This is a genomic window from Sphaerospermopsis kisseleviana CS-549, from assembly GCF_028329225.1.
GTDB lineage: Bacteria > Cyanobacteriota > Cyanobacteriia > Cyanobacteriales > Nostocaceae > Sphaerospermopsis > Sphaerospermopsis kisseleviana.
Genome location: NZ_JAQMTI010000252.1, coordinates 1 through 15,478 on the forward strand (window position 1 = coordinate 1; position 15,478 = coordinate 15,478).

Genomic DNA, 15,478 nt, shown 5'->3' on the forward strand with positions numbered 1-15,478 from the left:
ATTTTGGCGGTATTACACTCCATATTTGCCTTTGCTTGTTTACCCAGGCTGCGGTCAAATGCCGAGACGAGATAAATCAGGGGTTTCTCCTTATCAAAATACTTCTTCGTGTAGATGGTTGTTCCTACTCGCAGTCCAATCGTATCATATTCGCGGCGAATAAATTCGCCGTTGGCACTTCCTCCACTGTAAGACAGCCAAGTGGCTTCCGTGCCTTTGAGCGATTTTCTTGTGAACTTTAGTTTGCTAAAATTACAAACTTTCCATTTTTAATTATGGAGTAGCTGCCGTCAACCGCACTCAGTAAAAAAATAAGCGTTCTCAATTACTCTTCTTCCTGTACTCGCCTTCGTACTGAATCAGCATGGGAAGGCAAACCTTCCGCTTTCGCTAAAGTCTCAATTGCACCGGCGACTTTCTCCAGTGCGGTTGGTGAGTATTGGATAATACTAGAGTGTTTAAGAAAAGTTTCTACACCCAAGGCAGAAGCATAACGAGCAGCACCGGAAGTAGGTAAGGTATGGTTTGGACCTGCTAAATAGTCACCTACAGCTTCTGGTGTGGAATTACCCAGGAAAATAGCCCCGGCATGACGAATGTGAGAAATTAAAGTCCAAGGATCTTCAACTTCCAATTCTAGATGTTCAGGTGCAAATTCATTGGAAAATTCTGCCGCTGCTTCTAAAGATTCGACAACAACAATTAACCCATAGTGAGCGATCGCTTTTTCTGTATCTATCCGTCTGGGATGATCTACCAGTTGTCTATCTACTGCTGCCTGGACTTTTTTCGCTAAACCCGCATCTGTGGTTAACAAAATCGCCGCCGCCATTGGATCATGTTCTGCCTGAGCTAACATATCCGCAGCAACATGGGCAGGATTAGCCGTTTCATCGGCAATAATTAGCACTTCGCTCGGTCCTGCTAAGGAATCAATGCCCACAGTGCCGTAAACTAGTTTTTTGGCCAAGGTGACATAAATGTTACCTGGTCCGCTAATGACATTCACTTTAGGAATTGTTTCCGTACCGTAGGCTAAAGCAGCGATCGCTTGAGCGCCACCAATCCGATAAATTTCTTCTACTCCAGCTTCTTGGGCAGCCACCAAGACTGCTGGATTGATTGCTTTACCTGCTCCTGGTGGTGTTACCATCACTATACGCGGTACACCTGCTACTTTAGCTGGTATCGCATTCATTAGCACTGTACTGGGGTAAGAAGCTCTACCTCCAGGGACGTATAAACCTGCCCGATCTACAGGAGTATAGCGTTTACCCAGTACCACTTCATCATCGCCAAAGTGTACCCAGCTTTTTGGTACTCGCTGACGGTGAAACGCTTCAATTTGGCGACAAGCCCGCTGAATAGCTGCCAACAAATCCTTTGATACCTGTTGGTAAGCTGCATCCAGTTCTGAACCTGTCACCCTCAGTTCTTCTGGTTGCAAGGTTTGATGGTCAAATTCGGCAGTGTAGTGCAGTACAGCTTTGTCGCCTTGGCGCTTGACTGCTTGCAACACTTCACGTACCGTTGCTTCTTTGTGAAGCACCTGTTCATCGTGAGTACGATCGCAGATACGTTGTAGTTCGGATATAACGTCTGCCTGCTGAGTAATAATTCGCAGCATGGAGTAGTAAGGACAATGCCAAAATTAGAATTTTCCTGTTTGATCATTAGTCTGGCTTTTTACCCTGAGGATATCAAGCTTTTCCTAACTCTCTTCTCTAGCTTAACCTGCATTCTTTTGATACTCCCAGGATGGCTACAGATATTTTACTTGCATAATAAGAATTTAATGATTTTATACTCACTAAAAAGCAGGTTAGATGCTGGGAGTAGTTGCGTTGGCAATTTAATTTATTTATAGGTAACTTATTCTAACCTATTTCCCCGTCCTGAATATACATCCAGGCCTATTATTTTCCTACTCGGAGGCAGGAGGCAGGAGTCAGGAGTCAGGAGTCAGGAGTCAGGAGGCCGTTTTTATCAGGTTGATTTATACCCGCTACCAAAACTTTTGCCCTTCAAAAGCGTTAGCATAGCGGGACGAAGTGCGGTTTGAGATCCGATTGTTTCGATAAATGAGACGGCAGCGTAAGTGGCCAGTTATGGTTTTAAAGGTTAGAAAATGGGAATTACCAGAAGCTAATAAGCAGATATAGATACAAAAATCCCATATATTTCACTGGAAATTGATTGTTTATCCTGACTCCTGACTCCTGAACTTCTGCCTCCTGCCTTCTGCCCCCTGCCTCCTGCCCTAACATCCCACCGGAAAATTTTTCTGTGAAATTATAACATTGGCAAATTTTGTGCTATATTAGTAAGTCTAGTAGTGTGTGTACATATTAATTAATAGTTTTTTTGGAACTGACTGTGGCGAATACAAAATCAGCACTTAAACGCGCCCAAATCGCAGAACGCAACCGACTGCGTAACAAAGCATATAAATCAGCAGTAAAGACGCTGATGAAGAAATATTTGGCTGCGGTGGAAGCCTATGCAGCTAATCCTACTCCTGAATCAAAACAGGTAGTAGATACTCGGATGTCAGAGGCTTACAGCAAAATTGACAAAGCTGTCAAGCGTGGTGTGCTGCATCCCAACAACGGAGCTAGAAAAAAATCAAGGTTAGCACAAAAACTCAAACCACTGACACAAACAGCATAGAAGTCATTAGTCATCAGTCATTAGTCATTAGTCATGAACTAAGAGATTAATGACTTAACCAAACCCCATCAATGGTTTCTGACTCCATCATGCAATTAATAGACACCCACGTACATCTGAACTTTGACCTTTTTCAACCAGATTTAGCAGCAGTGCGATCGCGTTGGCAACAAGCCGGAGTAGTGCATTTAGTCCATTCCTGTGTTCACCCAGAAGAGTTTGCCAGCATTCAAGCATTGGCACAGGAATTTCCTGAAATCAGCTTTGCAGTGGGTTTACATCCTTTAGATGCACATAAATGGCAGGATCAGACAGCAGAGAAAATCAAAACTCTAGCCAGTGCTGATCCTCAAGTAGTAGCGATTGGGGAAATGGGGCTGGATTTTTACAAGGCCAATAACCAGGAACAACAGTACAAGGTATTTGAGGCACAATTAGCGATCGCCGCAGAACTGAACTTACCAGTGATCATCCATTGTCGGGATGCCGCACCACAGGTCAGAGAAATATTGCAAAAATGGCGGGAAACACAAGGGGAAAAAGTACGGGGAGTAATGCACTGTTGGGGAGGAACACCAGAAGAAACTCAATGGTTTCTGGATTTGGGCTTTTACATCAGTTTCAGTGGCACTGTCACCTTTAAAAGCGCGAAAACAATCCAAGCATCAGCGGCCATGGTGAGTAGCGATCGCTTGCTCATAGAAACAGATTGTCCATTTCTAGCACCCACACCCAAAAGAGGCGAAAAACGCAACGAACCAGCTTATGTAGGTTATGTAGCTGAACAAATAGCCAAAATTAGGGGAGAAACAGTAGAGGCGATCGCCCATCAAACCACTGCAAATGCTTGTAGGTTATTCGGACTGTCAATAACATAAAATTAGCTATCAGTCAGTCGCCAAAATTCAGAAAAACTGAAAACTGATAAAAAACCAAAATTCAGACTTTCGGAGGACAAAACTGTGCTAATATTATTCCCTCAAAAACATTTTACTTGCGTCATAATGATAAAGGAAGGGAATTTTTAACTAGCTGCTGAAAATTACTGTTAAATGCTAGGTATAAAATATATCTAGTCAATTACATGGTGGTGAATGTTGATCAACACAAAATTCAAGGACATCTAAAAATATCTCTACAAGCAGATGCTCTCAATAAATAACAAACCCTGGAAGCCTAGTTTGATATGGAATTGTACACAGCAGCGGATTTTTGTGTATTGAAATATAGAAAATTATTAAATTTTTAGACTTAAAAGCCTTGTGACAAAAAAACAGCAAAAGAAATCTATCCTGATTCCCAGCCAACACTCGCGGATTCTTCATTGTTTTTGGGTTCTTACTGTGAGTATAGATGAGGTCCCTAAAAGATACAACAGTATGGATGCGGAATTAATGAACAGGCTGTGTGAAAGAACTGGAGAGAGAAAAACCAAGAAAAATCAGCAAGATATAGACCATCTAATCTTGTTTCAAGATTTAGCACACAGACTTTTTCCATCCTTACTGATACTCAGAGGCGCTTAACCACTTGTCAAAAACACCAATTACAGATTTAATGACTGCAAAACAGTAAAGAGTTGGCAGCGTCAGGAGAAGTTACTCAACAACTTGCTCCCCACAAAGTGAGAGTCGGAACACCACAGCAGGGTTTCCCTGCTCGATCCAAGCGAAAGTTTAACCAGGTTGACAAAGGTAGAGGCATGACAAACGAAACATACATGGAACCAGCCTTTCTGTTGCCAGACTTGATTGAAATCCAGCGTTCAAGCTTTCGCTGGTTTTTAGAAGAAGGGCTAATAGAAGAGTTGAACTCATTTAGTCCGATTACAGACTACACAGGAAAACTAGAACTGCACTTTATCGGACAGAACTATAAACTCAAAGAGCCTAAGTATAGCGTTGAAGAATCCAAACGTCGGGACAGCACCTATGCAGTACAAATGTATGTCCCCACCAGACTGTTAAACAAAGAAACAGGTGATATTAAAGAACAAGAAGTATTTATAGGTGATTTGCCCTTAATGACAGATCGGGGAACGTTTATTATTAACGGAGCCGAACGGGTTATAGTCAACCAAATCGTGCGATCGCCAGGAGTTTATTACAAATCAGAAATTGACAAAAACGGGAGAAGAACCTATTCTGCCAGTTTAATCCCCAACCGGGGGGCATGGCTAAAATTTGAAACAGACCGTAACGATTTAGTGTGGGTACGCATCGACAAAACCCGCAAACTATCAGCACAGGTACTGCTCAAAGCATTAGGATTATCAGACAACGAAATCTTTGATGCCCTACGCCACCCAGAATACTTCCAAAAAACCATAGAAAAAGAAGGGCAGTTTTCCGAAGAAGAAGCCCTGATGGAGTTATACCGCAAACTACGTCCCGGTGAACCACCCACAGTCTTAGGAGGACAACAACTCTTAGACTCCCGCTTCTTCGACCCCAAACGTTACGACTTAGGCAGAGTTGGTAGATACAAACTCAACAAAAAACTTCGCCTTTCCGTACCCGACACCATGCGCGTCCTCACTCCTGGGGATATCCTAGCCGCAGTCGATTACCTGATCAACCTAGAATACGACATTGGTAGTATTGACGACATTGATCACCTTGGAAATCGCCGAGTTAGAAGCGTAGGTGAACTCTTGCAAAACCAAGTCAGAGTAGGATTGAACCGTTTAGAGCGCATCATTCGGGAACGGATGACCGTATCAGATGCTGAAGTTTTAACACCAGCATCCCTAGTTAACCCCAAACCCTTAGTAGCAGCAATCAAAGAATTCTTTGGTTCTAGCCAACTGAGTCAGTTCATGGATCAAACCAACCCCCTAGCGGAACTGACCCATAAACGCCGACTCAGTGCTTTAGGTCCTGGTGGTTTAACCAGAGAAAGAGCCGGCTTTGCTGTACGGGATATTCACCCTAGCCACTATGGACGTATCTGCCCCATCGAAACCCCAGAAGGACCAAACGCAGGGTTAATTGGTTCATTGGCTACCCATGCCCGTGTTAACCAATATGGATTCTTAGAAACACCATTTAGACCAGTAGAAAACGGACGAGTGTGCTATGAAAAAGCCGCCGTCTACATGACAGCAGACGAAGAGGACGATCTACGGGTAGCACCAGGAGACATTCCCGTTGATGAAAATGGCCACATCATTGGACCCCAAGTACCGGTACGCTATCGCCAAGAATTTTCCACCACCACACCAGAACAAGTAGACTACGTAGCAGTTTCCCCAGTGCAGATTGTTTCCGTAGCAACCAGCATGATTCCTTTCTTGGAACACGACGACGCGAACCGGGCATTGATGGGTTCTAATATGCAACGGCAAGCAGTACCTTTACTGAAACCAGAGCGTCCTTTGGTGGGAACAGGTTTAGAAGCTCAAGCTGCTAGAGACTCTGGAATGGTAATTGTTTCTCGCACCGATGGCGATGTAGTGTATGCAGATGCTAACGAAATTCGCGTCAGAGTCCGAGAGAGAACAGGTGACAGGTTACAGGTGACAGGTGACAGCGAAGAAACTTCCTCTTTCCCAGTTTCTAAACCCCAGGAAATTAAATATGTCCTGTCTAAATATCAACGTTCTAACCAAGATACCTGTTTAAACCAAAAACCCCTGGTTCGCATTGGCGAGAAAGTGGTAGCCGGACAGGTGTTGGCAGATGGTTCTTCTACAGAAGGGGGAGAACTAGCACTAGGACAAAACATTGTTGTTGCTTATATGCCTTGGGAGGGCTATAACTACGAAGACGCAATTTTGATTTCTGAACGGTTGGTACAGGATGATGTTTACACCTCTATTCACATTGAAAAATATGAAATTGAGGCCAGACAAACTAAACTTGGACCAGAGGAAATTACCAGAGAAATTCCCAACGTGGGGGAAGATGCTCTCAGGCAATTAGATGAACAGGGAATTATTAGAATTGGCGCTTGGGTAGAATCTGGTGACATTCTAGTGGGAAAAGTGACTCCTAAAGGTGAATCAGACCAACCACCAGAAGAAAAACTGCTACGGGCGATATTTGGAGAAAAAGCCCGTGATGTACGCGATAACTCCCTGAGAGTTCCCAATGGAGAAAAGGGGCGGGTGGTAGATGTGCGTTTATTCACCAGAGAACAAGGTGATGAGTTGCCACCAGGGGCAAATATGGTAGTGCGGGTGTATGTGGCACAAAAACGCAAAATCCAAGTTGGGGACAAAATGGCAGGAAGACATGGGAATAAGGGGATTATTTCCCGCATCCTGCCAGCGGAAGATATGCCTTACTTGCCCGATGGTTCACCGGTGGATATTGTGCTGAACCCTTTGGGTGTACCTAGCCGGATGAATGTGGGGCAGGTGTTTGAATGTTTGTTAGGTTGGGCTGGTCAAAATTTGGGAGTGCGGTTTAAGATTACTCCTTTTGATGAAATGTATGGGGAAGAATCTTCCCGCCGCATTGTGCATGGCAAGTTGCAAGAAGCCAGGGATGAAACAGGGAAAACTTGGGTATATAACCCTGATGACTCTGGGAAAATTATGGTTTATGACGGACGCACTGGCGAACCTTTTGACCGTCCGGTAACGGTGGGTGTAGCTTATATGCTCAAGTTGGTGCATTTGGTGGATGATAAAATTCACGCCCGGTCTACTGGTCCTTATTCTCTCGTTACTCAACAGCCTTTGGGTGGAAAAGCTCAACAAGGTGGGCAAAGATTTGGAGAAATGGAAGTGTGGGCTTTAGAGGCTTTTGGCGCTGCTTATACTTTGCAGGAATTGTTAACAGTGAAATCTGATGATATGCAAGGTAGAAATGAGGCACTTAACGCCATTGTTAAGGGTAAAGCTATTCCCCGTCCAGGTACTCCTGAATCTTTCAAAGTGTTAATGCGAGAATTGCAATCTTTGGGTTTGGATATTGCTGTGCATAAGGTAGAAACCCAAGCTGATGGTAGTTCTTTGGATGTGGAAGTTGATTTAATGGCGGATCAAGGTTCTCGCCGTACTCCTCCCCGTCCTACTTATGAGTCACTTTCCCGTGAGTCTTTGGAAGAAGACGAGTAACAATTGTTGGCGATGAATTGGATAATTAACAATTGAAATTTATCGGTTGTTAATTATCAATTATCAATTATCAATTATCAATTAATTATGAGATCGATTCAATCTAATCAATTTGACTACGTAAAAATCGGTATAGCTTCACCAGAACGTATCCGTATTTGGGGTGAACGCACTTTACCTAATGGTCAGGTAGTGGGTGAGGTAACAAAACCAGAAACCATTAATTACCGGACTCTGAAGCCGGAAATGGATGGTTTGTTTTGTGAACGAATTTTTGGACCGGCTAAGGACTGGGAATGTCATTGTGGTAAATATAAACGGGTGCGTCACAGAGGAATTGTTTGTGAACGCTGTGGTGTGGAGGTAACAGAATCACGGGTGCGACGGCATCGCATGGGTTTTATTAAACTAGCCGCTCCTGTTGCCCATGTGTGGTATCTCAAGGGGATTCCTAGTTATATCGCCATTTTGCTGGATATGCCGCTGCGGGATGTGGAGCAAATTGTTTATTTCAATTCTTATGTGGTGTTAGCTCCTGGTAATGCAGATACTCTCGCTTATAAACAATTGTTGACTGAAGATCAATGGCTGGAAATTGAGGATGCAATTTATAGCGAAGATTCCCAACTGGTGGGGGTAGAGGTAGGTATTGGGGCTGAGGCACTGCTGCGACTATTAGCTGATATTAATTTGGAACAGGAAGCGGAAAATCTGCGGGAAGAAATTAATAACGCTAAGGGGCAAAAACGGGCGAAGTTAATTAAACGATTGCGGGTAATTGATAATTTTATTGCTACTGGTTCTAAGCCGGAATGGATGGTAATGTCAGCTATTCCGGTGATTCCGCCGGATTTGCGCCCAATGGTGCAGTTGGATGGGGGAAGATTTGCTACTAGTGATTTAAATGATTTATATCGGCGGGTGATTAATCGGAATAATCGCTTGGCGAGGTTACAGGAAATTCTGGCACCGGAGATTATTGTCCGTAATGAAAAACGGATGTTGCAAGAAGCGGTAGACGCATTAATTGATAATGGTCGCAGGGGGCGGACGGTAGTAGGAGCAAATAACCGTCCTCTCAAATCTTTATCAGACATTATCGAAGGTAAGCAAGGACGTTTCCGGCAGAATTTGTTAGGTAAACGGGTGGACTATTCTGGACGTTCTGTGATTGTAGTGGGTCCAAAGTTGCAGATTCACCAGTGTGGACTACCCAGGGAAATGGCTATTGAACTGTTCCAGCCTTTTGTGATTAATCGGTTGATTCGTTCAGGGATGGTGAATAATATCAAGGCGGCGAAAAAGTTGATTTCTCGCAATGACCCCAGTGTGTGGGATGTGTTGGAAGAGGTGATTGAAGGGCATCCGGTGATGTTAAACCGAGCGCCTACGTTGCACAGATTAGGGATTCAAGCTTTTGAACCAATTTTAGTAGAAGGTAGAGCTATTCAACTCCATCCCTTAGTATGTCCAGCATTTAACGCCGACTTTGATGGCGACCAAATGGCGGTTCACGTGCCTTTGTCGTTGGAAAGTCAAGCAGAAGCCCGGTTATTAATGTTGGCATCCAATAACATTCTTTCCCCAGCAACCGGTAAACCTATTGTCACCCCTAGCCAAGATATGGTGTTAGGAGCATATTACCTGACAGCAGAAAATCCCAACGCTACTAAAGGTAAAAATAGTTTTTTTGCTTCTTTGGATGATGTGATTATGGCGTATCAGCAGGATCAGGTAGACCTACATTCCTATATTTACGTGCGGTTTGATGGAGAGATGGAAACCGGACAGCCGGATCATGAACCGCAGGAGGTTGTGGAAAATGAAGATGGCAGCCGGACTTTGTTGTATAAGTTCCGTCGTGTGCGTGAGGATGCCGAAGGAAATTTAATTTCTCAATATATTTACACTACTCCTGGAAGGGTAATTTATAACAAAGCGATTCAGGAAGCATTAGCAAGTTAATCAATTAACAATTGACAATTGACAATTCCCCATTGTCAATTGTCAATTATCAACTGTCAATTATCAACTGTCAATTATCAATTATTAAGATGACTGAAAAAATGATTTTTCGTAACCTTGTTGTTAATAAAGGTCAACTGAGAAACTTAATTGCATGGTCATTTACCCATTACGGGACGGCTCGGACTGCGGTAATGGCAGATAAACTTAAAGACTTAGGCTTTCGTTATGCTACCAAAGCCGGAGTTTCCATTAGTGTTGATGATTTGATGGTTCCCCCTTCTAAAAAATCCCTCCTGGAAGCAGCAGAAGCAGAAATTCTCAGCACCGAGGAAAGATTTAAACGAGGAGAAATCACAGAAGTTGAACGTTTCCAAAAAGTGATTGATACCTGGAATGGAACTTCCGAAAGTCTCAAAGATGAAGTAGTGACATACTTCAAAAAAACCAATCCCCTCAACTCCGTATATATGATGGCATTCTCAGGAGCTAGAGGGAATATCTCTCAAGTACGGCAATTAGTGGGAATGCGGGGACTAATGGCTGACCCCCAAGGGGAAATTATTGATTTACCCATTAAAACCAACTTCCGAGAAGGATTAACTGTTACAGAATATATTATTTCTAGTTATGGAGCGAGAAAGGGATTAGTTGATACAGCATTAAGAACCGCTGACTCTGGATATCTCACCCGGCGGTTGGTGGATGTTTCCCAGGATGTGATTATTAGAGAATTTGACTGTGGCACTACCAGGGGTATTCCTCTACGGGATATGACAGATGGGGCTAAAGTATTAATTCCCATTGGGACAAGATTAATGGGGCGGGTAGTGGCTCAAGATGTAGTTCATCCGACCACAGGAGAAATGCTGGCACCCCGAAATACTCCGATTTCTGACGACTTAGCAGCAGAAATTCAAAAAGCAGGAGTGAAAGAGGTCATAGTGCGATCGCCCCTCACCTGTGAAGCAGCCCGTTCAGTATGTCAACACTGTTATGGTTGGAGTTTAGCACACGCCAAAATGGTAGACTTAGGGGAAGCGGTGGGAATTATCGCGGCTCAAAGTATTGGCGAACCAGGTACGCAATTAACCATGCGGACTTTCCACACTGGGGGAGTATTTACCGGAGAAGTTGCCCAACAAGTGCGAGCGAAAGTTGAAGGTACAGTAAAATTTTCTCGCAAGTTGAAAACTCGCCCCTATCGTACCCGTCACGGGGAAGATGCCCTATATGCGGAAACCAACGGCACTATGGTTTTAGAAACCAAGGGAGATAGAGAAAATCAAGAAATTTCCATTACCCAAGGTTCAACCTTATATATTAACCCTGGACAACAAGTAAAAATTGCCCAATTAATAGCAGAAGTAGCTTTAGGCGGTAAAACCACCAGAGCAAACACAGAAAAAGCCGTTAAAGACGTAGCAACCGACCTAGCCGGAGAAGTACAATTTGCCGATGTAGTAGCAGAACAAAAAACCGACCGACAAGGTAACACTACCACCACAGCGGCCAGAGGGGGATTAATTTGGATTTTATCTGGAGAAGTGTATAACCTACCACCAGGAGCAGAATTAGTAGTAAAAAATGGAGATGCGATCGCCTCCAATGGAGTTTTAGCAGAAACCAAATTAACCACCGTACATGGTGGAGTAGTGCGACTGCCAGAAGCTATCCCCGGAAAAGCTACCAGGGAAATTGAAATTATTACCGCTTCCGTGATATTGGATCAGGCGACGGTAACGGTTCACAGTTCCCAAGGGAAAAATAATTACTTAATTCATACAGGTGACAGGTTACAGGTGCTACGCCACGGTGACAGTGAAGAATCACCAGTCACCAAGTCTCAAACTTTTAACCTCCGTGCTACTCCAGGAACAAAAGTCCAAAATGGTCAAGTAGTAGCAGAATTAATTGATGACCGTTATCGCACCACCACAGGCGGCTTCTTAAAATTTGCCGGCATTGAAGTTCAGAAAAAAGGTAAAGCCAAATTAGGCTATGAAGTGGTAACAGGAGGAACGCTGTTATGGATACCAGAAGAAAGCCATGAAGTAAACAAAGATATTTCCTTATTGTTAGTAGAAGATGGGCAATTTGTAGAAGCTGGCACAGAAGTAGTCAAAGACATTTTCTGTCAAACCAGCGGCGTGATAGAAGTTACCCAGAAAAACGACATTTTGCGGGAAATAGTCATCAAACCTGGTGAACTGTTAATGGTCGATGATCCAGAAACAGTAATTGGTAGAGATAACACCTTTATCCAGCCCGGTGAAGAATTTATGGGAACAGTAGCCACAGAACTGCGATATATTCAGTATGTAGAATCCCCCGAAGGACCAGCCCTACTAAGTCGTCCAGTAGTAGAATTTGACGTACCAGCCCACCCTGACGTACCCTCTACAACCTCCATCAGTCAACAAACAGGCAGATCCATTCAACTACGGGCATTACAGCGTTTACCCTACAAAGATGGAGAACGAGTAAAATCCGTCGAAGGAGTCGAACTACTGCGGACCCAATTAGTATTAGAAATTGAACAAGAAGGAGAACAAGACCATACTTCACCCCTAGCAGCAGACATTGAACTAGTAGCAGATAGTGAAAACGCCGACATTCAAAGATTGCAACTAGTAATTTTAGAATCCTTAGTAATTCGCCGAGATATTGCCGCAGATGCCACCCAAGGCAGTACCCATACTACCCTAGAAGTAGAAGATGGCATCACCATAGCACCGGGGGCAGTAGTAGCAAGAACACAGATATTGTGTAAAGAAGGGGGAACAGTACGCGGTGTCAGGAGAGATACAGAAGCAGTGCGTCGTTGTTTAGTCCTGCGAGAAACTGACATGATCACCGTAGAAACTACGACAGCACCAAAGGTGAAAAAAGGTGATTTGTTAGTAGAAGGAACAGAAATTGCCCCAGGGGTACTAGCACCAGAATCAGGACAAGTAATTTCAATCAAAGCAAGTGACAGTAAAGGTGACAGTTCCCAATCACCCATCACCAATCACCCATCACCAATCACCAATCACCCATCACCATACACCATTACCATTCGCGTTGGTCGTCCTTACCGAGTCAGTCCTGGGGCAGTGTTGCAAATTGAAGACGGGGGACTGGTGCAACGGGGTGATAATTTGGTGTTGTTGGTGTTTGAGAGGGCGAAAACTGGGGATATTATCCAAGGTTTGCCAAGAATTGAAGAATTGTTAGAAGCTCGGAAACCCAAAGAAGCTTGTATTTTATGCCGTCGTCCTGGTGAGGTAAAAGTCGTTTATGGAGATGGAGATGAAGCTTTAGGGAGGGAAGCTTATGCTATTAAAGTTTTAGAAGCTGGTGGTAGCGTTACCGATTATCCCCTTGGACCAGGGCAAAATCTGATAGTTCCTGATGGTGTTCATGTAGAAGCTGGACAACCCTTAACCGATGGACCTTCTAACCCCCATGAGATATTAGAAATATTCTTTAGCTTAGGTTCAGAAGAAGGAATCTATGCCTGTGCTAGTCATGCCTTACAAAAAGTACAAAGCTTTTTAGTAAATGAAGTGCAAATGGTGTATCAGTCCCAAGGCATTGATATTGCAGATAAGCACATTGAAGTAATTGTCCGGCAGATGACGAACAAAGTCCGCATTGACGATGGTGGAGACACCACCATGTTGCCCGGTGAATTAGTAGAATTGCGCCAAGTAGAACAAGTAAACGAAGCAATGTCCATCACAGGCGGTGCAAAAGCGCAGTATACTCCAGTATTGTTAGGAATTACCAAAGCATCCTTAAATACTGACAGCTTTATTTCAGCGGCCTCCTTCCAAGAAACAACCAGAGTATTAACTGAAGCAGCCATTGAAGGTAAATCTGATTGGTTACGGGGCTTGAAAGAAAATGTAATCATTGGGCGATTGATTCCTGCTGGCACTGGTTACAACACCTATGAAGAAACCACCACCATTGAAGACTATGGTACTGATTTAGGTACTGGGGTTTTAGATGAAGTAGATGATTCACTAGATATGGTTTTAGACGACCGCACCGCTAAATTATACAGCTTAGATTCTTCTGACTTAAGTGATAGTAGTTACAGCAGTAGACGGGGTGACAGGTCTATTTATGACGACGACGACGATTTAATTGCTGATGAAGTGATTGCAGGTGTTGAAGAAGAAGAAGAAGAAGAATACGAAGAAGAAGACGATGATTATGATGAAGAATAAAACCGAAAGGTAATTTTTAGAAAAAGCAAATGTAGGGGTTTAGCAATACTAAACCCTTTCTTTATTTCCAAGACTTACGCAAAATATCTCTCAAACCCTCTTTCCTTCCTGTCCTTCGTTCCTACCCCTGCGAAGAACACCTCCAGCGAACGTAATTCATTCCTCCATAACTTGTGCGTAAATCCGAATTTCTTTTGCATTTTTCCTTAGCTTTTAAGCCAACCAAGACCTTTAAAACATCCTCTAAAACTATCCCCTATCCCCAATTCCCAATTCCCTGATGCTTGACTGTTTGCACACTTGCTGCTTTACTAAATTAGTAAATCATACATTTAATAAAGATGACTACAGAAATTGATATTCCAGCTTTAAATACTTTAGAATATGTCACTTACATTGACAAAAATGGAGAATTACCAGCACATTTTCAGGGTAAAATAGGAGCCTATGCTATTTTTGACAAAGATAAAATTCTGCAATTCGTTAGTTATTCCCGTGATGTTTATCTTAGTTGCAAGCAGCATTTAGTCCGTCAACCAGAAAAATGTTATTGGTTAAAAGTTCACACAATTGAACGCCCTAACCGCACGATTTTAGAAAAGATTGAAAATACTTGGATTGTTGAAAATGGTAGCCTTCCCTTAGGGAATGGAGAAAACAAAGAAAAATGGACTAATCCTATAAATACTCAAGCATTAATGACAGATGAAGAAAAAGCTAATTATCAAAATCCACTAATTGATGAATCGTCGAAAAGTAAAATCATCAAAAATGTAGCTCGGCGAATTGAATCAGAAATTTTAGCAGTTTTAGAATCAAGAGGATTAAAAACTCAAATGCGTTTTCATCCTAAATTAAAAGAAGAAGGTTTACTAGATTTAAAATAATTGATAATTATCAATTATCAATTATCAATTATCAATTATTTCCCCTATGAACTACGAAATAGCGCGAAAGTTACTTATAGACCAAACAGCAAATGAAGAAAACCCAGATGCTTTGTTAAATCGTCTCAAACAAGGAAAACCACCAGTACCAGGTCAAATTACCTCTGTTTTATTAGCCTTAAAAATTGTGTTTGAAGCTCTAAAAGATGCTCATAGCTTAGATAAAGAACTAGCTTTAGCTTTATATAAATTAGGTATTAGAGCTTTGCAATTATTTGCTACAGGATCTAAATCTGGAGTTGAATGGCCACCACTGCTAAAAGAAGATTTACAACGCATTTCCCGATCCGCTGAAAGTATCTTTTCCGGTAAATGGGAAACTATTTAAGGTTTGCTAAATAAATGTAAAACCCAGATAGAACAAAGGTTACAGGTAGTCAGTGAGCTTGTCGAAGTGCTAATAAAGAGGAAAAAATCGCCAGGGTTTTCAAAGGTATACCTGAAAAAGTGTGCATTTTTTTAGATTTCGAGAGCAAGTCCTAAGTTGACAATTTCATAGACAAAACTATACTTATATTGACAAAAATCAATATATTTTTAGGAAAAAATCAACTACTTGATATATAATACGGTGATATCAAGTATTGAATTGAGACTATTGCCGACGCGAA

General features: G+C 42.7%; 8 protein-coding genes. 7 read left to right on the plus strand and 1 reads right to left on the minus strand.

All coding sequences use genetic code 11. From position 1 onward, the window contains the following. Window positions 1–325: 325 nt before the first annotated feature. On the minus strand, window positions 326–1,627 hold the full coding sequence (gene hisD / locus PN497_RS19370) for a histidinol dehydrogenase (RefSeq protein ID WP_096566775.1): 1,302 nt from the start codon (window positions 1,625–1,627) through the stop codon (window positions 326–328). A gap of 749 nt (window positions 1,628–2,376) precedes the next feature. Between hisD and rpsT the strand changes: the two genes are divergently transcribed. The 7 genes from rpsT (at window position 2,377) to PN497_RS19405 (ending at window position 15,195) form a co-directional block, all read left to right on the plus strand. After that, window positions 2,377–2,670: a 30S ribosomal protein S20 gene (rpsT, locus tag PN497_RS19375; RefSeq protein ID WP_096566773.1), complete on the plus strand. Its 294-nt coding sequence runs from the start codon at window positions 2,377–2,379 to the stop codon at window positions 2,668–2,670. 89 nt (window positions 2,671–2,759) lie between these two features. After that, a complete protein-coding gene (locus PN497_RS19380; protein ID WP_096572614.1) occupies window positions 2,760–3,548 on the plus strand; it encodes a TatD family hydrolase in 789 nt (262 codons plus the stop codon). 824 nt (window positions 3,549–4,372) lie between these two features. Further along, window positions 4,373–7,735: a DNA-directed RNA polymerase subunit beta gene (gene rpoB / locus PN497_RS19385; RefSeq protein ID WP_096572613.1), complete on the plus strand. Its 3,363-nt coding sequence runs from the start codon at window positions 4,373–4,375 to the stop codon at window positions 7,733–7,735. An 87-nt stretch (window positions 7,736–7,822) separates the two neighbouring features. After that, window positions 7,823–9,700, plus strand: coding sequence for a DNA-directed RNA polymerase subunit gamma (locus tag PN497_RS19390; RefSeq protein WP_096566770.1), 1,878 nt, complete (start codon window positions 7,823–7,825; stop codon window positions 9,698–9,700). 89 nt (window positions 9,701–9,789) lie between these two features. Next, window positions 9,790–13,920, plus strand: a complete 4,131-nt coding sequence (locus tag PN497_RS19395; RefSeq protein WP_096566768.1) for a DNA-directed RNA polymerase subunit beta' — start codon at window positions 9,790–9,792, stop codon at window positions 13,918–13,920. 341 nt (window positions 13,921–14,261) lie between these two features. Next, entirely contained in the window at window positions 14,262–14,807 is a 546-nt protein-coding gene (locus tag PN497_RS19400) for a GIY-YIG nuclease family protein (protein ID WP_096566766.1), read from the plus strand. Window positions 14,808–14,853: 46 nt separating this feature from the next. Then, window positions 14,854–15,195: a Dethiobiotin synthetase gene (locus PN497_RS19405; RefSeq protein WP_096566765.1), complete on the plus strand. Its 342-nt coding sequence runs from the start codon at window positions 14,854–14,856 to the stop codon at window positions 15,193–15,195. Window positions 15,196–15,478: the final 283 nt, after the last annotated feature.